The sequence below is a fragment of the Citrobacter sp. Cb031 genome, assembly GCF_030336725.1.
Lineage (GTDB): Bacteria > Pseudomonadota > Gammaproteobacteria > Enterobacterales > Enterobacteriaceae > Citrobacter > Citrobacter braakii.
This window is the reverse complement of record NZ_JAOWDA010000019.1, coordinates 204,669-223,351: the sequence shown is the minus strand read 5'-3', so window position 1 is coordinate 223,351 and position 18,683 is coordinate 204,669. Positions and strand designations below refer to the sequence as shown.

Annotated in this window: 17 protein-coding genes; 7 read left to right on the top strand and 10 right to left on the bottom strand. The window is 53.2% G+C overall.

Translation table 11 applies throughout. The features are described from left to right. Positions 1-79 precede the first annotated feature (79 nt). Entirely contained in the window at positions 80-322 is a 243-nt protein-coding gene (locus OGV93_RS02315; RefSeq protein ID WP_019077325.1) for a DUF2545 family protein, read from the bottom strand. A 442-nt stretch (positions 323-764) separates the two neighbouring features. Between OGV93_RS02315 and lpxP the strand changes: the two genes are divergently transcribed. Next, the gene (lpxP, locus tag OGV93_RS02310) at positions 765-1,685 is read left to right on the top strand and encodes a kdo(2)-lipid IV(A) palmitoleoyltransferase (RefSeq protein ID WP_016157070.1); all 921 of its coding nucleotides are present in this window, start codon (positions 765-767) and stop codon (positions 1,683-1,685) included. Between the two features lie 41 nt (positions 1,686-1,726). Here the strand turns inward: lpxP and OGV93_RS02305 are convergent, their stop codons facing one another. Then, positions 1,727-2,341: a lysozyme inhibitor LprI family protein gene (locus OGV93_RS02305; protein ID WP_287109334.1), complete on the bottom strand. Its 615-nt coding sequence runs from the start codon at positions 2,339-2,341 to the stop codon at positions 1,727-1,729. Positions 2,342-2,684: 343 nt separating this feature from the next. Here OGV93_RS02305 and ypdK point away from each other — a divergent pair, with 343 nt between their 5' ends. Then, complete coding sequence (gene ypdK, locus OGV93_RS02300; protein ID WP_010723117.1) at positions 2,685-2,756, top strand: membrane protein YpdK; 72 nt, start codon at positions 2,685-2,687, stop codon at positions 2,754-2,756. Positions 2,757-2,820: 64 nt separating this feature from the next. Here the strand turns inward: ypdK and alaC are convergent, their stop codons facing one another. Continuing rightward, entirely contained in the window at positions 2,821-4,059 is a 1,239-nt protein-coding gene (gene alaC / locus OGV93_RS02295; RefSeq protein WP_287109333.1) for an alanine transaminase, read from the bottom strand. Positions 4,060-4,446: 387 nt separating this feature from the next. Between alaC and OGV93_RS02290 the strand changes: the two genes are divergently transcribed. The 4 genes from OGV93_RS02290 to OGV93_RS02275 all read left to right on the top strand — a co-directional run bounded on the left by OGV93_RS02290 (position 4,447) and on the right by OGV93_RS02275 (position 8,060). Further along, positions 4,447-6,144, top strand: coding sequence for a sensor histidine kinase (locus tag OGV93_RS02290; protein ID WP_029139619.1), 1,698 nt, complete (start codon positions 4,447-4,449; stop codon positions 6,142-6,144). Positions 6,145-6,158: 14 nt separating this feature from the next. Further along, positions 6,159-6,893 carry a two-component system response regulator YpdB gene (gene ypdB, locus OGV93_RS02285; protein ID WP_287109332.1) on the top strand — a complete coding sequence of 245 codons (735 nt, stop codon included), beginning with the start codon at positions 6,159-6,161 and terminating at the stop codon, positions 6,891-6,893. A 15-nt stretch (positions 6,894-6,908) separates the two neighbouring features. Beyond that, on the top strand, positions 6,909-7,772 hold the full coding sequence (locus OGV93_RS02280; protein WP_284201803.1) for an AraC family transcriptional regulator: 864 nt from the start codon (positions 6,909-6,911) through the stop codon (positions 7,770-7,772). Positions 7,773-7,871: 99 nt separating this feature from the next. Further along, positions 7,872-8,060 (top strand): hypothetical protein, encoded by a 189-nt coding sequence (locus OGV93_RS02275; RefSeq protein ID WP_032931709.1) that lies wholly within the window; start codon positions 7,872-7,874, stop codon positions 8,058-8,060. 77 nt (positions 8,061-8,137) lie between these two features. Here the strand turns inward: OGV93_RS02275 and ptsP are convergent, their stop codons facing one another. The 6 genes from ptsP to glk form a co-directional block, all read right to left on the bottom strand. After that, a complete protein-coding gene (gene ptsP / locus OGV93_RS02270) occupies positions 8,138-10,633 on the bottom strand; it encodes a phosphoenolpyruvate--protein phosphotransferase (RefSeq protein ID WP_053389664.1) in 2,496 nt (831 codons plus the stop codon). A gap of 23 nt (positions 10,634-10,656) precedes the next feature. Beyond that, entirely contained in the window at positions 10,657-11,697 is a 1,041-nt protein-coding gene (gene ypdE / locus OGV93_RS02265; protein ID WP_131405193.1) for an aminopeptidase, read from the bottom strand. Continuing rightward, on the bottom strand, positions 11,697-12,782 hold the full coding sequence (gene ypdF, locus OGV93_RS02260) for an aminopeptidase (RefSeq protein ID WP_287109331.1): 1,086 nt from the start codon (positions 12,780-12,782) through the stop codon (positions 11,697-11,699). The genes ypdE and ypdF overlap by 1 nt, the downstream gene beginning before the upstream one ends. A 17-nt stretch (positions 12,783-12,799) precedes the next feature. Further along, entirely contained in the window at positions 12,800-14,047 is a 1,248-nt protein-coding gene (locus OGV93_RS02255) for a PTS fructose transporter subunit IIC (RefSeq protein WP_200013512.1), read from the bottom strand. A gap of 20 nt (positions 14,048-14,067) precedes the next feature. Beyond that, complete coding sequence (locus OGV93_RS02250; RefSeq protein ID WP_003028254.1) at positions 14,068-14,394, bottom strand: PTS fructose transporter subunit IIB; 327 nt, start codon at positions 14,392-14,394, stop codon at positions 14,068-14,070. A 221-nt stretch (positions 14,395-14,615) separates the two neighbouring features. Then, positions 14,616-15,581 (bottom strand): glucokinase, encoded by a 966-nt coding sequence (glk, locus tag OGV93_RS02245; RefSeq protein WP_016153902.1) that lies wholly within the window; start codon positions 15,579-15,581, stop codon positions 14,616-14,618. Positions 15,582-15,785: 204 nt separating this feature from the next. Between glk and OGV93_RS02240 the strand changes: the two genes are divergently transcribed. Continuing rightward, on the top strand, positions 15,786-17,021 hold the full coding sequence (locus OGV93_RS02240; RefSeq protein ID WP_287109330.1) for an ion channel protein: 1,236 nt from the start codon (positions 15,786-15,788) through the stop codon (positions 17,019-17,021). Here OGV93_RS02240 and OGV93_RS02235 read toward each other — a convergent pair whose 3' ends face one another. After that, positions 17,022-18,674, bottom strand: a complete 1,653-nt coding sequence (locus OGV93_RS02235) for an alpha-keto acid decarboxylase family protein (protein ID WP_046275538.1) — start codon at positions 18,672-18,674, stop codon at positions 17,022-17,024. Positions 18,675-18,683 lie beyond the last annotated feature (9 nt).

The window sequence follows — 18,683 nt, the reverse complement described above, 5'->3', positions numbered from 1 at the left end:
TTTCAGTCTCGCAAAAAGTGCCAGCGATGCTGGCACTTCAATACATTCAGATAAAGAATAAATAGCTCAACGTGATAATTTATTGCTTACCGTAACCCACCATAAAGCGGATGATCAAACCGCATGCTGGGGCAAGAAAAAGGAATAATCCGGTAACCATCTCGTTACCATTGGTCAACTGCATAGTAAAAACGTAAATTAATGCCGTGAGTATGGCCATGCCGATAAAAGCACTTATTGACGCCGCAGTCCCCATAACCTGCCAGATATAGCAACTGACACTCAGAATGCTCAACGCGAGAAAGATCCAAAAATAGAACATAGCGATACCTCCTGTTTGCCGTAAAAATTTACGTAAGTCCTTACACTCCCTTGAGTTTATATTCTAAGACAATTCCCAATGGTTCGCAATTTAAGCAACATTTTCGTTACAAAAATCACTCAATCGCTGACTACTAATTTATTCGACAGCCGTTTATTTAATCGTCATAAAAACAACGCATTATATATCGACTCATTTTTGACCTTAATCGCCGTAAAAACATTTACGCATCTTGAGTAATTATTTCTGGCTGACATTAATATTCGGGTGTACATTGAGCGTCCGATCATTCATGCCCCTTCCTGGTTTTGTCCTGACTCAGTTTTACACTCTTTACAGGAACCAATGTCGTTCATGGCGGCCTAACGATCAGTACAGACTGTAAAGCGGCAGACTAAAGAATCTTCGCGATACACCTATTTCGTATCAACAACAGGTGCTTATGTTCCCCCAATGTAAATTTTCACGCGCGTTTTTGCATCCGCGCTACTGGCTCACATGGTTTGGCGTCGGTGTGCTCTGGTTACTGGTACAACTTCCCTATCCCGTGTTGTGTTTTCTTGGTACCCGTACAGGAACGCTGGCTCGTCCATTTTTAAAGCGCCGTGAATCTATTGCTCATAAAAATCTCGAACTCTGTTTCCCAAATCTGTCGCAAGAAGAAAGAGACAAACTGGTCGATGAGAACTTCCGTTCACTCGGCATGGCGCTGCTTGAAACGGGTATGGCCTGGTTCTGGCCGGATCGCCGGGTACGCAAATGGTTTGATGTAGAAGGGCTGGACAACCTGAAACGCGCACAGATGCAAAACCGTGGCGTGATGGTGGTAGGTGTACACTTTATGTCACTCGAATTGGGTGGTCGCGTAATGGGACTTTGCCAACCGATGATGGCAACCTATCGCCCGCACAACAATAAGTTGATGGAGTGGATCCAAACCCGCGGTCGTATGCGCTCCAACAAGGCCATGATCGGCAGAAATAATCTGCGCGGTATTGTCGGCGCCCTGAAAAAAGGGGAAGCGGTATGGTTTGCCCCCGATCAGGACTACGGTCGTAAAGGGAGTTCATTCGCCCCCTTCTTCGCAGTCAAAAACGTCGCGACCACCAACGGTACTTACGTGCTGTCACGGTTATCGGGCGCAGCGATGCTGACCGTAACCATGGTAAGAAAAGCAGATAACTCCGGTTACCGCCTGTTCATCACGCCAGAAATGGAAGGTTATCCAACAGATGAAAGCCAGGCAGCGGCGTATATGAACAAAATTATCGAAAAAGAGATCATGCGCGCACCCGAGCAGTATCTCTGGATCCACCGTCGCTTCAAAACTCGCCCGATGGGTGAAGCCTCGTTATATATCTAAAAAGAAAGGCCGAAAGGCCTTTCTTTTTTTCTGCGCCTGAATTACTTCACGCCCCAGTTGTTCTGTAATTCAGCCATTCGCTCATTGTAGTTACGGGCTATACACGCTGGCTTATCCTGATCTTTCCAGCATTCGTTACGCCCTTTCACCCAGCCGCGTTGCTCTGCTTTGAGCGTCGGGTTATTACTCGATTTCACCAGCGCCTGCTTGTAGGCCCCGTTCAATGCCAAATCCATGGCTGAGAGCGAAGGACTTTGACAGATAACCTCTTCGATACTGCCCTTTGCTACCGCAGAACAGGAAAAAGAAGGCCCGTTGCTGGTCGATTTCTTTGCCCCTGAAAAGTCGATATTGTCTTCAGGCAGGCAAATCCCGTGCTTACGATTAGGCCCGGTCCAGGAAACGTCCGGATTCCCGTCATCTTTACGGGAGATAGACACGGTATTGTTACCGCTTTTTGCTTCCCAGTAATTTTCATTGAAGGCCTTTACCGTCGCCTTAGTGCCATCAATCCAGATATTGCCTTTACCATCACTATTCACACCACCAATACTTGCGCAGCTGAAATTGAATGCCATCGGCGAGGCCGCCATCGACGTCACTGGCGTAAGAACGAGTGCTAACATCATTAATCTGGTCATTTTTAACCTTTTCATAATCTCATTCCGCGAAAAATTAACCGCATTAACATCATGGAGATATGAGAATTCTCCGAGTAAACATTTCGTCGCTCAATAGCAATTTATTACCGACAGAAATTAAACTGTCGCCGAATCACGACACTTGTAAGTTATTAAAATTAAATAAAAAAATGCCTCTTGTCTCACCTCATTTTTAGGCGTACATTAGCGCCGTCTGGAGCATAAAAGCTCAGAATTCTGAGGTGATGCAGACAAGCAAACGAAGGGAATTCTCCATTTCGTTTACGCGTGCATCAGCTCTCTGTCAGGTTAGCATATGTTCATTTAGACGTACCTCAGGTACGCGGAGAGATGAAAAGTGAAATATTTCTTTATGGGCATTTCTTTTATGGTCATCGTTTGGGCCGGTACTTTCGCCCTGATGATCTAAATTAAAAGACGCAGCAAAAAACAGGAGCCTGATGGCTCCTGTTTGCTTTTGGGGAAACGTGTTGTTAGTCAGTACGTTCGGTGGCCGATTTTGCACTGGCAGGCAATAAGCCATCGGCGCGGAACATTGCTTTGATGCCACGGATCGCCTGGCGGGTACGGTCGCGGTTTTCAATTAACGCAAAGCGCACGTGCGTATCGCCATAATCACCAAAACCAATCCCCGGCGAAACGCATACCTTCGCCTCGTTCAGCAGTTTCTTGGCAAATTCAAGTGAGCCCATCGCGGCGTATTGCTCTGGGATTTTCGCCCAAACGTACATCGAGGCCTTGGGCATCTCGACCATCCACCCGGCTTCATGCAGCCCCTTAACCAGCACATCTCGACGACGTTTATATTGCTCAGCAATATCCCGCACGCACTGCTGATCGCCTTCCAGCGCGGCGATTGCTGCAACCTGCAACGGAGTAAAGGTTCCGTAATCGTGATAGCTCTTAATTCGAGCCAGCGCGTTCACCAGCGTTTTGTTACCTACCATAAAACCGATACGCCAGCCCGCCATGTTGTAGCTTTTCGATAGGGTGAAAAACTCCACCGCGACATCACGAGCGCCCGGTATCTCCATAATCGACGGCGCTTTCCAGCCATCGTAGACGATATCGGCATAGGCCAGGTCATGAACCACCAGCACGTCATAGCGTTTAGCCAGGGCCACAACTTTTTCGAAGAACTCCAGCTCGACGCACTGCGCAGTCGGGTTGGAAGGAAAACCTAAGATCATCATCTTCGGTTTCGGGTAGCTTTCGCGAATCGCTCGCTCCAGCTCATTAAAGAAATCAACGCCTTCGACCAGCGGCACTGAACGTACCTGCGCGCCGGCAATCACCGCGCCATAAATATGGATCGGATAGCTCGGGTTCGGTACGAGGACCGTATCGCCGTGATCCAGCGTAGCCAGCATCAGGTGCGCCAATCCTTCTTTCGAGCCAATCGTCACAATCGCTTCGGATTCCGGATCGATCTCAACGTCATAGCGTTCCTGGTACCAACGGGAAATTGCCCGACGCAGACGCGGAATGCCGCGCGAGGTGGAGTAACCGTGCGTATCCGGGCGCTGCGCCACGGTACAGAGTTTTTCGACGATGTGAGGAGGCGTGGCCCCATCCGGGTTCCCCATGCTGAAATCGATAATATCTTCGCCGCGCCGACGCGCAGCCATCTTTAGCTCAGCAGTGATGTTAAAAACGTAAGGGGGAAGACGATCAATACGCGTAAAGCGACGTTCAGGGCGGGAGTCAGCCATAATATCCTCAGATTAACGTTAGCGCCCGGACCGTCCGAGCGACGCTGCCACGATGGTGGCACGTTTAGAAAATAGCCTGAATAATTTCCTTCTGTCGAGAGGCAAAACAAAATATTTTTTATTGAGATAAAAGAGGAATAGCCAGAAAAAATGAGGAAATAAAATTTTTCACACTCCGCTTAAAATTACCACTATTTAACATTTTATTGTTAAACATATTACTTTGTGCGCTCCGTTGACAGGACAGGCATTGTAAATACAACAATCATGCAACAATCCCCTTTTAATATTAAGGTTTTTCCCCATTAGCTACAGGCTGCGGGTGTGCTGGTCATCCAGCCTCAGGTTACCTATCATAGAGGTTTAACCCTTGCGCAAGAGTCACCCGTGCACGAAATATTCAATATGCTGCTGGCGGTATTCGACCGGGCAGCGCTGATGCTGTTCTGTCTGTTTTTCCTGATTCGTATCCGCCTGTTTCGCGAACTGTTGCACAAGTCAGCCCACTCCCCGAAAGAGCTGCTCGCCGTTACCGCGATTTTCTCAATGTTTGCCCTGTTCAGTACCTGGTCCGGCGTACCGGTTGAAGGCTCACTGGTTAACGTACGTATTATCGCCGTCATGTCAGGGGGAATTCTGTTCGGTCCCTGGGTCGGTATCATTACAGGCCTGATCGCGGGCACCCACCGCTACCTGATCGACATCGGCGGCGTAACCGCCCTGCCCTGCTTTATCACCAGCATTCTGGCAGGCTGCATTGCCGGCTGGATCAACCGTAGGATCCCCAAAGCGCAACACTGGCGTGCGGGTATTTTAGGCGGAATGCTGTGCGAATCTCTGACCATGATCCTCGTCGTCGCCTGGGCGCCCACCACCGAACTGGGGCTGGATATCGTCTCGAAAATCGGCATCCCAATGATTCTGGGTAGTGTCTGCATTGGTTTTATCGTCATGCTGGTGCAAAGCGTGGAAGGCGAGAAAGAAGCCAGCGCCGCGAAGCAGGCTAAGCTGGCTCTGGATATCGCCAACAAAACTCTGCCGCTTTTTCGCCAGGTCAATAGCGAATCGCTTCGCCAGGTGTGCGAAATTATTCGCCATGATATCCATGCTGATGCCGTCGCTATTACCAACACCCAGCACGTGTTGGCCTACGTTGGCGTGGGTGAACTTAACTACCGCGATAATGATGATTTCGTCAGTCCGACTACGCAACAGGCGATCAATTACGGAAAAATCATCATTAAAAACAATGATGAAGCGCACCGTACGCCAGAAATACACTCCATGCTGGTGATTCCGCTTTGGGAGAAAGGTGTTGTCACCGGTACGCTAAAAATCTACTACTGTCACGCCCACCAGATAACCTCCTCGCTACAAGAAATGGCCATCGGCCTGTCGCAAATTATCTCGACTCAGCTGGAAGTCTCCCGGGCGGAGCAGCTACGCGAAATGGCAAATAAGGCAGAGCTGCGTGCGCTACAAAGTAAAATAAATCCCCATTTCCTGTTTAACGCCCTGAACGCAATTTCATCGTCGGTGCGGCTGAATCCAGACACTGCGCGCCAGCTGATTTTTAATTTATCGCGCTATCTTCGCTATAATATTGAATTAAAAGACGATGAGCAGATCGACATCAAAAAAGAGCTGTATCAAATCAAGGATTACATCGCCATCGAACAGGCCCGTTTTGGCGACAAGCTGACGGTTATTTATGATATCGATGAAGAGGTAAGCTGTTATATTCCCAGCCTGCTGATTCAGCCGCTGGTAGAGAACGCTATCGTCCATGGGATTCAGCCCTGCAAAGGAAAAGGGGTGGTCACCATCAGCGTTGCGGAGTGCGGTAATCGGGTACGGATTGCCGTGCGGGATACGGGCCACGGTATCGATCCAAAAGTGATTGAACGGGTCGAATCCAATGAAATGCCGGGCAATAAAATTGGTCTGTTAAATGTGCATCATCGCGTTAAGCTGCTCTACGGCGAGGGCCTCCATATCCGCCGTCTGGAGCCAGGCACTGAGATTGCCTTTTATGTGCCTAATCAGCACTCGCCCGCAGCCGCACCGGCCACATTGTTGCTTTAACCAGGAGTGAAGTCGTGAAAGTCATCATTGTTGAAGATGAATTCCTGGCCCAACAGGAACTTAGCTGGCTGATAAAAGAGCACAGCCAGATGGAAATTGTCGGCACATTTGACGACGGTCTGGACGTGCTGAAATACCTCCAGCACAACCGCGTTGACGCCATTTTTCTGGATATCAATATTCCCTCGCTGGATGGCGTCCTGTTGGCGCAAAACATCAGCCAGTTCGCGCACAAGCCCTTTATTGTCTTTATTACCGCGTGGAAAGAGCACGCTGTTGAAGCCTTTGAACTGGAGGCCTTTGACTACATCCTGAAGCCGTATCAGGAATCACGCATCGTCGGCATGCTGCAAAAGCTGGAAGCTGCCTGGCAGCAACAGCAAACGGGAACCTCGCCTGCCAGTACGGTGACCCGCGAAAACGATACGATCAATCTGATCAAAGATGAGCGGATCATCGTGACCCCGATCAACGACATCTACTACGCAGAAGCCCATGAAAAGATGACGTTTGTCTACACCCGACGCGAATCGTACGTGATGCCAATGAACATCACTGAATTTTGCAGCAAATTGCCTGCTTCGCATTTCTTCCGCTGCCACCGCTCGTTCTGTGTGAATCTGAATAAAATCCGCGAGATCGAGCCCTGGTTTAACAACACCTACATTTTGCGCTTAAAAGATCTGGAATTTGAAATCCCGGTGAGTCGGAGTAAAGTGAAAGAGTTCAGGCAGTTAATGCACTTATAGCGCAGAGAAAGAGCGATGAAAGAGCCAGGCCTCCCCGCAGACCAACAGTTTTTCGCCGATCTGTTCAGCGGCCTGGTATTGAACCCGCAGCGTCTTGGCCGCGTGTGGTTCGCGTCCCAGCCCACCACGTTACCGTCCGGCAGTTTGTGTATTGACCTTCCGCGCCTCGATATCGTGCTGCGTGGCGAATACAGTAATCAACTGGAAAAACAGCAGCATAGCCTGCCTGAAGGCAACATGCTGTTTATCCCGGCGAAAGCAGCGAATTTGCCCGGTAGCGATAAACCCGTGATGCTACTGAGTCTGGTGTTTTCTCCGGCCTGGCTGGGTCTCTCTTTTTACGATAATCGAACGGCATCGCTGTTACGTCCGATCCGCCGTATTGAGTTACCACATCCGCAGCGCGGCGAAGGCGAGGCGATGCTCACCGCATTAACCCATTTAAGCCGCTCTGCTCAGGCCCAGGATATTATTCAGCCGCTGGTGCTTAGCCTGCTGCATCTGTGTCGTAGCGTGGTGAATACCCGCCCTGACACAGAACGTCCGCGCGCTGAATTTCTCTATCACAGTATGTGTAACTGGGTGCAGGATAACTATGCCCAACCGCTGACCCGGGAAAGCGTAGCGCAGTTTTTTAATATCACGCCCAACCACCTGTCAAAAGTGTTTGCCCAGCACGGCACCATGGGGTTCGTCGAGTACCTGCGGTGGGTCAGAATGGCGAAGGCGCGCATCATCTTACAGAAATACCATCTGTCGATTAGCGAAGTCGCACAGCGGTGCGGGTATCAGGACAGTAATTATTTCTGCCGCCTGTTCCGGCGTCAGTTTGGCCTGACGCCGGGAGAGTACAGCGTACGTTTTCAGTCAGCACGTTAAGTGAGACAACACCAACAGGTTAGTAATATCCGTTTGCATCGTTGTAAAATAACGGCATGTAGCTCCCCCTGCAGGCTTACTCAATAAAGTGAATATGCGATGAAAAACAGACGTGCACTCTCCCTGATGTGTTTTCAGATGCTGGAATCAGGTGCGGATCGTCAGACCGTGAAAAGAGCCCTTACCTCCCGCCGTGTTAAAGCTCGCCAGGCGGTGGTTCTGCTCTGTAAGCAAGAAATGACGCTCTTAAGAGCCGGGAAACTGCCGGTGCCAAACGCGCCGCATTGATGATGTCGCTTTCCGGTCGCGTTCATCCAGCCTGCAACCAGATCGTCGCAGGCTGGAGAGCGCTCTTTCAGTGAAGCTTAAAACGTCAGTTCCGCCTCCAGCAACGCGAGAATACTGTCGGCATTTTCAGCGGCAAACAACGACTGGCGGAACGGCTTGTTCACCAACTTACGCGCCAGCTGCGAGAAGACCTTCACGTGGTTAATGCCTTCATCAGCTCCCAGCGTCAGCATGATAACCAGTTCCACTTCGCCCATCTCTGACTGCCAGTCAACGGGATGAGCAAGCCGGGCAATACTGATACTGGAATGGCGGATCCACTGGGACTTAGTGTGCGGAATAGCCACACCAAAACCGACAGCAGTGGTGACTATCTCTTCGCGCTGCCAGATATCTTCCTCCAGCTCAAACGGATGTTCAGTTCGCCCATTAACACCAAGATTGCCGCACAGAAACTGAATCACCTGCTCTTTGTTACTCAGAGATTCACCAACAAAGATGTTCTCCCGCGCCAGCAGCGGACGCACGTCTTTCTGCGGTGCAAACTGGTTGAGCAGATCTTCTATCTCTTGAGCGCTACGGCACTCACAGGCCCGTATGGCGAGTTCACGGCATGCCTGGCCCTCCAGTTGACGAAGCTGACTTTTCACCGCCGGAATACGTGGACTGCTCATGCTCAGCTCGTCGAGTCCTAAGCCCAGTAGCAGCGGTAAATAGCGTCCTTCGCCCCCCAGTTCGCCGCAAATGCCCACCCATTTACCGCGTTCGTGCGCCACACGGACAATCTGCTGCAACATTCGCAGGAACGACGGCGTAATCGGGTTGTACAACGGCGAAACGCGCGGGTTATTACGATCGACGGCGTACAGGTACTGGGTCATGTCGTTTGAACCAATACTGAAGAAATCCACCTCATCGCAGAAATGGTCGATGATGTAACACACCGACGGCACTTCAACCATAATCCCCAATGAAATTGTCGGAGCATGGCGTAAACCGTCGGCTTTCAGTGCCACCAGCGCTTTTTGCAGTTCGCTTTTTACCCACAAAATCTGGTCAAGGCTGTGCACCATTGGGATCATCAGTTGCGCATTGCCGAAGGTTGCCGCACGTAAGATGGCGCGCAGCTGCGTGCGAAACAGTCCGGCAAACTCCGGATAAATTCGCACCGCGCGGTAGCCCAGGAACGGATTCTCTTCCTGCGGAATATTGAGGTAACGGATATTTTTATCCCCCCCAATATCCATGGTGCGAAAGATAACCGGCTTGTCACCCGCGGCCAATAAGACCTGCTGGTAGGCTTCAAACTGTTCCTGCTCGTCGGGAGCGCTGTCGCGGTCCATAAACAGCATTTCAGTACGAAACAGCCCAATCCCTTCCGCGCCATTGGCAAACGCCCCCGGCGCTTCCAGCGCGGTACCGATATTCGCTGCAACGTCAATACGCTGATTATCTTTGGTCAGCGCGGGCTGGGCGGCATCCAGCGCCTGCCGCCGCTGGCATTCATCGGCCAGCTTCTGCGCAATCGCGTAATAACCGCGAACCGCATCGTCTGGATTGATGGCCAGTACCCCACAGCGGGCATCCAGTACCGCATGCTGGCCTGCATAGCGGCTAATGGCCTCCAGCGGCAAGCCGCTAAGCACCGGAATAGCCGACGCGCGAGCAAGGATCAGGGTATGCGAGGTGCGCCCTGTTTTCTCCAGGATCATGCCTGACAGATGCTGCAAATTGAGGCTTAAAAACTGGCTGGGCGTCAAATCCTCAGCGACCAGAATCGTCGGCTTATTCAGCACCAGCGCATTGCGCGGACGTCTTTCAGGCCAGGTGATGTGCAGCAGCTGTTCGCTGATATCACGGATATCGCTAACGCGCTCGCGCAGGTAATCGCTACCGGAGGCCGACAGCTTGTCGCACACCTGCTCCATATTGGCGATAATCGCCGCCCCTAACCCCAGATGCTGCTCCAGCATTAAGCGACGAATATTCCCGGCAAACTCGTCGTCCTGAATCAGAGACAGATGGGCGCTGAGGATGGTTTTACTCTCACCCTCACGCTCGCGCAGTTGCTGATTGAGCTGTTCGGCAAGCGTCGCCAGACTATGCTCCAGCCGGGTATTGTCTTCCGCACTCGGCGCAATCGCGCGATAGCTTTCCAGATTATCGCTCTGCCAAAGCGTGAGCGAACCTGCCCCCACGCCTCCTGCCAGCACGGTGCCATAAAGAAGGTCTGGGTTGAGGCGAATCAGCGAACGCGGCAACGGATGCGCCGCCAGTTCCGCCGGCGTCGGCTGAACGCTGTCGCTGTCAATAAACCGGTGCAGGAGGTACTCCTCTAGCGCTCGTCGGGCCTGTTCTTCATCGCGACCGGTGATGGTTAAGCTACAACTGTCATTAAACAGCGTCCCGGTGCCAATCAGCGCCAGGGAGCTTTTCGCATCTGCCCTGGCGTTCTGGCGATGGTTAAGAAATATCACCTCACTTTGCCACTGGCTGCACTGCTCTTTCAGCTCCCACGCCGGACGCGCATGCAGGCCATTGGGTAGCGGGCAAAGAAATTGAATCGTTAGCATAACAACTCCTGATTAGCGCGAAATCAGCACCTGAAATCCGTCAGATGAACCACGGTTTCGCACGTAAGATGTGAAAGAAGAGCCGACAACAACTGCTGCGTCTGGATGATGTCACGGCAGTCGGCAATCGACGCCGCGCAGTGTCCATGCCGCGTAGCTGGCCCCATGACAACCGTGGGGATCCCCGTGCCGCTTACGTGCACCGCCCCGCCGTCAGTGCCGCCGTTACTGAACATGTCAAACTGCAGGGTAATGCCCGCATCGGTGGCCACGCTTTCAACCCACGCGGTCAGCTTTGGCGAGGCAATCAGCGATTTATCGCTTAACACCAGCATCGGGCCTTTACCAAGCTGCCGATGGTTGGCCGCACCATGATCAAAGTTTTTGGCCCAGCAGGCGGTATCCAGCACGATCGCCACATCCGGAGCGACCGCGCGTGCTGCTGTTTGTCCTCCGCGCAGTCCCACTTCTTCACTGGAACTGGCCACCAGCCAGACCTCACATGGGAGAATGGCGTTATGCCATTCGCGCAGCAGCGCCACCAGCAAATAACATCCAAGTCGATCATCAAAGGCTTTGCCCATGACTCGCTGGTGCGGCAAAACCTGAAACGTCGTGTCAAAGGTGACGCGATCGCCAGGGCGTACGCCGGCCTGAAGTACCTCGTCATAAGACCGCGCGCCAATGTCCACCTGCAGCGCACTGACGTCATTACCGCTGCGCACTCCGTCGAGCAGACCGGGAATTTTGCTCTCTTCACGGGTAGTGATCCGCACCGGCTGCAATTGCCTGGCCGCCATACGCACATTTCCCACCGGCAATACATCGATCGCTCCTTCGCTGGAAATGCTGCGCACGATAAATCCCACTTCATCCATATGCGCGCAGATCATTACCTTCGGACCGGTTGATTCATTCAGACGGATCAGCACCGATCCCAGGCCGTCAAAGCGCACCTCTTTATGCAGACGATCCGCCTCTTCAAGCAGGATCTGCCGCACTTCCTGTTCTGAAGAGGCGATCGCGTCCGCCTCACTCAGCGCCTTCAGTAGCGATAAGTCCATTACGCTTCTCCCGTGTGTAACAATGTCTTCGCCATGGTGTAGAGCACCTCGCCGCCGTCTGGCGTAACCAGCACCACATCCTCAATACGCACGCCTCCCTGCCCCGGCAGATAAATACCCGGCTCAACGGTGAGCAGCATGCCAACCGCCAGAGGCGTCGCGTCGGTGGGGGAAAAACGGGGATTTTCATGCACCTCAATGCCGATAGCGTGTCCGGTATTGTGACCAAACTCATCACCATAGCCCGCCTGCGTAATGACCTGCCTGGCTGCGGCGTCAACCTCATGGCAACGCCGACCTGGTCGAATTGCTGCCACCGCCGCACGCTGCGCCGCCAGAACAATCTGATACACGGAAAACAGCGGGCTTTCTTGCGCTGGCTGGTTTGCGTCTGGGATGCGAAAGGTTCTCGTCATATCCGAACAATAGCCCTGATACTGCGCGCCAAAATCCAGCGTGATGAACTCACCCGCCTCGACACGCTTGTCGCTGGCTTTACCGTGCGGCAGCGCGCCGCGCCAGCCGCTGGCGACAATGGTGTCAAAAGAGGGTTTGTCTGCACCGAGCGTGCGCATGTACCACTCCAGTTCAGCGGCGATTTCGCGCTCACTGAGGCCAGGTTGAATAAAGCGGCGAATATGTTCAGCACTAAGGTCAGCTATCCGACAGGCTTTGCGAATGCAGGCTATCTCCTGCGCCGTTTTTACCTGCCGGAGCACATCCGGCACGGCACTCACTAGTCGCGCAAGCAGTTTGCCCGACCATCCATTCGCCGTATTCCAGCTTACCTGCTCGCCTTCAAATCCCACCGTCTGCAGCTTTTCGTTAGCAATAATGTGATTCACCCGTGAATACAGCGTCTGCGCGCCATCAAGTAGATGGATCTGATAGCCCTGAGTACGCGTGGCAACATCGGTGTAGTAACGGGCGTCGACCAGAATATGCGCGCTTTGATGGCTGATAAACACAAACCCTGAACCGCTGGAGATCCCCATATGCGGCTGTTTATTCTGCCGCGATGACAGCAGCATCGCATCGAGATGTTGCGCCGTTAGCCAGTCACGCAGCGAGGCAAGTAAGCTCATGGTCACAATCCTTTTAATCAGAGGCTTTCAATCAGCAATTTGCCTTTGCGGTACATCATGTTGCGCAGGAACACCACCATCAGCGCCGTAATCACCGCACCTAACAGGATCCCCGCCATATAGACGCCGAGGTTAGTGACCAGCGGCCATGCCCAGATAGCCGATTCCGGGAACCACTGCACCGCCCCCAGCCAGACGGCAGCCGTCGATCCGACAATAGCGCCAACCATATAGGATGGAATTGCCGTGATGGGGCTTTCCAGTGCAAACGGGATCGCCCCTTCGCTGATGCCCATAAACGCGAGGAACATTGCCGTTTTCCCTTGCGGGTAGAGCTGTGCGTTGAACAGGCGTTTGCCGGTTAAGCGCCGGTCGAGAAGCGTAGCCAACCCGAGGCCAATTGGAGGAATCACGATGGCAATAGAGCGTGCGGTTACCGGCAGAACGTGATCGGTAGTAAAGCTGAAGGCGACAAATCCTGCAGCTTTATTAATCGGACCGCCGAGGTCAATCGCCGTTGCCGCAGAAATCCCCATCGCGTACATCAGCGTGCCTTTCTCTCCAGCCGCCGTCAGCAGAGAACGAATTCCGCCGTTGATCCACCCGCCAAACGGCGTTATCACGTAATACATCGCCAACATGACGAAGATCGCGGAAAGAATGGGCAGTAAAAAGGTGGTTTTGAATGCCAGCAGGAAATCAGGCAACTGGATTTTTTGGTTCATCCACTTAACCAGATACCCGGCGACAATCGAGATAATCAGCGCGCCAATAAAGGTTGACGGGACGGGAGCACTGGTTGCCCATTGTAGCGTCGCTGGGTCAAAATTCAGTATCTGTGTGGGCTGAGTGGACATCAGTCCACCAATGAACCCAGCCGGAAACGCCAGCTTACCGCCGATAGAGTTGGCGACAAACGCGGCAAACATCGGAATAGCAAAACCAAACAGCACGCCGCCAAAAGATTGCGACAGCCAGGCAAACTTCAGTAATGAGAGATTAAAACCGCTGAATTTTCCGCTGTTCAGCGCATCCATGATGCCGGTGTCAGCAGGAATATTGAGCCAGCTATAGGCGATCAGTTGCGAGAAGGCGAGAATTACCCCGCCCATAATTAACGTCGGTACCATGCGCGAAATACCCGACATCACATGCTGCGGAAGTTCGCCCCAGAAGCTATTGTGGGAGGCCGGTGGATTTTTTATTGCCGCTGCCGCACCAGATGCGCCAGGCACAACGGTTGCACTGCGTTTTTTAATGGCCATACGTAATTCCCTGTCGATGATTATTGTTGTTCAGCGGCAACCATCTCTTCGATCTCTTTGATGATGCCGGCTGCATTTTTTATCGCGTCCTGTAACGTAATTTCGTAGACGTCACGCGACTCAAAACGCTCGTTATCTTCCGGAGTAACGGCAACAGAATGGATGATCAACGTTGCCTCTGCGATATCCTGCGCCGTCAGGCGATTTTGAATTCCGTCCGCACCCTGGGTTTCAATTTTCACTTCATAACCCGCTTCAACCGCGGCTTCTTCCAGCGCCTGAGCCGCCATAAAGGTATGGGCCAGCCCCATTGGGCACGCGCAAACGGCAATCAGTTTTTTGCTCATAATCATTTCCTCGTAATAGTTAACGAGTGAAATTATGGTCCGGGGAAAGTAACGACCGTTATCAGACAAATAATGCTTTTACTGGACAAATAATCCCGCCATTCGGAAATGTGACGAAGGTCGGAAAGGCGGGCGGCAGGCATAAAAAAACCGCGTAATAAACGCGGTTTTGCGGGATATATGTAAACCGGATAAGCGCTGTGCACCGTCCGGCGTTGGTCTTACAAAATATGGCCCAGCGTCTGGCGCAGATGCGCACCGGAACCAAGCAGGCCCGGGTTATCATGCACGATCAGATATACCGGAATATCCTGTACGTAGGCTTTAAAACGCCCCTTATCTTCAAAACCACCACGGAAACCCGAAGCTTTAAAGAAGTCGAGGAAGCGCGGTACGATGCCGCCAGCGATGTACACACCGCCAAACGTGCCCAGCGTTAACGCCAGATCGCCGCCAAAACGCCCCATGATGACGCAGAACAGCGACAGCGCGCGACGACAGTCGATACAGGAATCAGCCAGCGCACGCCCGGTGATATCCTTCGGCTGCAGATTTTCCGGCAGGCGCCCGTCTGATTTGACGATGGCGCGATACAGATTAACCAGCCCCGGACCTGACAGTACGCGCTCTGCGGAAACGTGACCAATTTCCGCACGCAGGACCTCAAGGATAATCCCTTCTTCTTCGCTGTTAGGCGCAAAATCCACGTGACCGCCTTCACCAGGCAAGCTCACCCAGCGTTTATCTACATGCACCAAATGCGCCACGCCGAGTCCGGTACCTGCGCCATAGACAGCAATCGGTTTGCCTTCAACAGGTTCCGCACCGCCAAACTGGATCAAATGCTCTTTCTTCAGCATCGGGATCGCCATCGACACGGCGGTGAAATCATTGATGATTTCCAGATGGCTGAAGCCCAGATTTTTTTTCATCTCAGCAATAGAGAATGCCCAGGTATGGTTGGTCATTGCCACCCAGTCACCGGTTATCGGACAGGCAATGGCAATACAACCATCCTCAACGCTGACGCTATGCTCATCCAGGTATACGCGTACTACCGCCTCGAGGCTTGGGTAATCCAGCCCGGAATAGGTTTTTGCCTGCGAAATCTCGCCGCTGGCAATGTCGCACAGAGCAAGACGCGCGTTGGTGCCGCCAACATCACCTACTAAAGCATATTTTGTCATTCTTCCACTGCTCCGCTAAAGTCAGAATAAATCTTTGCCACACTGTAAATTCATGGGGGCATAACAACAACGCCCTGAAGGCTGATGCCCGTGGAAAATCGATCCAGATCACATAATTACTTTATCGTTTCAGCACCATTTGCAGCGATGCGGTTGCGCAGGCTGTGCAAACTATGTCTATGACTCTGTTTTAAGGAATAGAATATGCTTCATCCACGAGCCAGAACGATGCTCTTGCTATCAACTCCTGCGCTAATTATTGGTATTGCCTCCAGCCTGGTGTTGATCGTTGTGATGAAAGTGGCGTCCGTTTTACAGCAATTTTTGTGGGAACGCCTGCCCGTTAGCATCGGTATTGCCCAGGACTCTCCGCTGTGGATTATCGGCATGCTGACGCTCACGGGGATCATGGTCGGGTTAGTTATTCGCTACAGCCAGGGTCACGCAGGACCGGATCCTGCCTGTGAGCCGTTAATTGGAATGCCGGTCCCCACCTCAGCAATTGCGGGCTTGCTGGCAGCGCTCATCCTCGGCCTGGCGGGTGGCGTCAGTTTGGGTCCGGAACACCCGATCATGACCGTGAATATCGCACTGGCTGTGGCGCTCGGCAGCCGTATGTTTCCCCGCATTGCTAAGCTGGACTGGACCATCCTCGCCTCTGCCGGCACCATCGGCGCGCTATTTGGCACCCCCGTTGCCGCCGCGCTGGTCTTTTCACAAACGCTGAATAGCTCGGACAATGTTCCTTTGTGGGATCGCCTGTTTGCACCGTTAATGGCCGCCGCCGCGGGCTCGCTGACCACCAGTCTGTTTTTTCACCCCCATTTTTCACTGCCCATCGCGCACTACACGCAGATGCACGTGATCGATATCCTCAGCGGTGCGGTCGTTGCCGCCATCGCCATTGCCGCCGGGATGGTGGCTGTCTGGTGTCTGCCGCGTTTACACCATTTAATACATCGATTGAAACACCCGGTCCTGATTCTTGGGGCTGGCGGCTTAATCCTCGGCATTTTAGGCGTTATCGGCGGACCGCTTACCTTGTTTAAAGGACTGGACGAAATGCAGCAAATGGCATTTAGCCAGACGCTGGGAGCATCGGATTATTTCATGCTCGCCGTGATCAAATTGGCGGCATTAGTGGTTGCAGCTGCGAGTGGTTTTCGCGGCGGGCGAATTTTCCCGGCAGTATTCGTTGGGGTCGCGCTTGGCCTGATGCTGCACGCCCACGTTGAAGCGGTGCCAGCGGCCATTACCGTCTCCTGCGCGATTCTTGGACTGGTGCTGGTCGTCACCCGTGACGCCTGGCTGAGCCTGTTTATGGCAGCAGTGGTGGTGCCAGATTCCACCCTGCTGCCGCTGCTGTGCATCGTCATGCTGCCCGCCTGGCTGCTGCTGGCGGGCAAACCGATGATGATCGCCGAGCGTACCGATAAGTAGTTAGCCTCCGTTACGCGTTTCCAGCGCACGGGTCACCGTGCGCAATAGCTCAGGAAGATCGGCTTTCGGTAGTACCACCTCAATTAACGACAATCGTTGCGGATGGGACAAACGGGCCAGCACTTCTTCCAGTTGTACCGCCTGCTCCACACGCCAGCACTCCGCCTGACATTCACGACGAAACGCCTGCGGCACCTGCGTCCAGTTCCAGGCAGCGATATCGTTATAGCGCTGATTTGCCCCATGTATAGCCCGCTCCACGGTATAGCCGTCATTATTTAGCAGCAAAATAACGGGAGATTGCCCGTCTCTGAGCATAGAGCCCAGTTCCTGAATGGTGAGCTGCGCCGCACCATCGCCAATAATCAGGATCACCCGGCGGTCCGGGCAGGCGGTTTGCGCGCCAAATGCAGCCGGGAGCGCGTAGCCGATAGACCCCCACAGCGGCTGAACCAGCACCTCCGCTCCACCGGGTAGCATGAGCGCAGCCGCGCCAAATGCAGCGGTCCCCTGGTCGACGAGGATAATGTCATTGGGCGCCAGATACTGCTGCACCGTATGCCAGAAATTTTCCTGCGTCAGAGGTCCCTTCTCAACCTGAATACGCCTAACTGGCGGGCGTTCTGGCGGCAGTGAAAAAGACATCTCCAGACACAGCTCCCGCAAGGTGGTTACCGCCTGCTCCATCGGGACGTTAAACCAACGGTTTCCAATCCGTGAGGCATGTGGCTGCACCTCAATCGTGCGCTCCTGTGGTAACTGTTGCGTAAACCCGGCGGTCAAAGTGTCAACAAATTGTGTGCCAACACACACTATCGTGTCGGCATCTTCTATCGCCTGACGTACATAGTCGCTGCTGGCTCCAGCGCTGTAGGTGCCGACAAACGCCGGATGACGCTCATCGAATAGCCCTTTGCCCATCAACAACGTGGCGTGGGCCATCGGCGTTTCCGCCATCCAGCGTTGCAATACCGGCTGCAGGCCAAAGCGTTGCGCGAGAACGTCTGCCAGAAGCGCTACGCGCGGGCTGTCCAGTAACCGCTCGCGGGCATGGTAGCGAAACGCTTCTGCCACGCTGCTTTCTGGCTCGCTCAGAGGAACAATCAGGATGTCATTCGGCGGCGTGGTGCGCTGTTTTGCCACATCAGCAGGTAACATCAGATAGCCCGGTCTGCGTTCGATGAGCATTGTTCGCAGCACGCGGTCAATTTCATAACAGGCGTTTTGTTCATCCAGCACTGCGCTGGCCGTCGTCACCGCCTGCTGCATACGATAAAAATGCTGAAAATCACCGTCCCCAAGGGTGTGATGCATCAACTCCCCGCGACGTTGAGCACCGCGACAGGGCGCGCCAACAATATGCAAAACAGGAACATATTCCGCATAACTTCCCGCGATACCGTTAATCGCGCTTAACTCACCCACGCCAAACGTGGTGAGCAGCGCCCCCACCCCGGATACCCGGGCATAGCCATCCGCAGCATAAGCCGCATTCAACTCGTTCGCACACCCGACCCAACGTACGCTGGGATGTTCAATCACGTGGTCAAGAAACTGCAAATTATAATCGCCAGGCACACCAAAGAGATGGCCAACACCACAGCCTGCCAGCCTGTCCAGCAGATAATCAGCAACGGAATACGGGGTTTGCATGACAGCTTT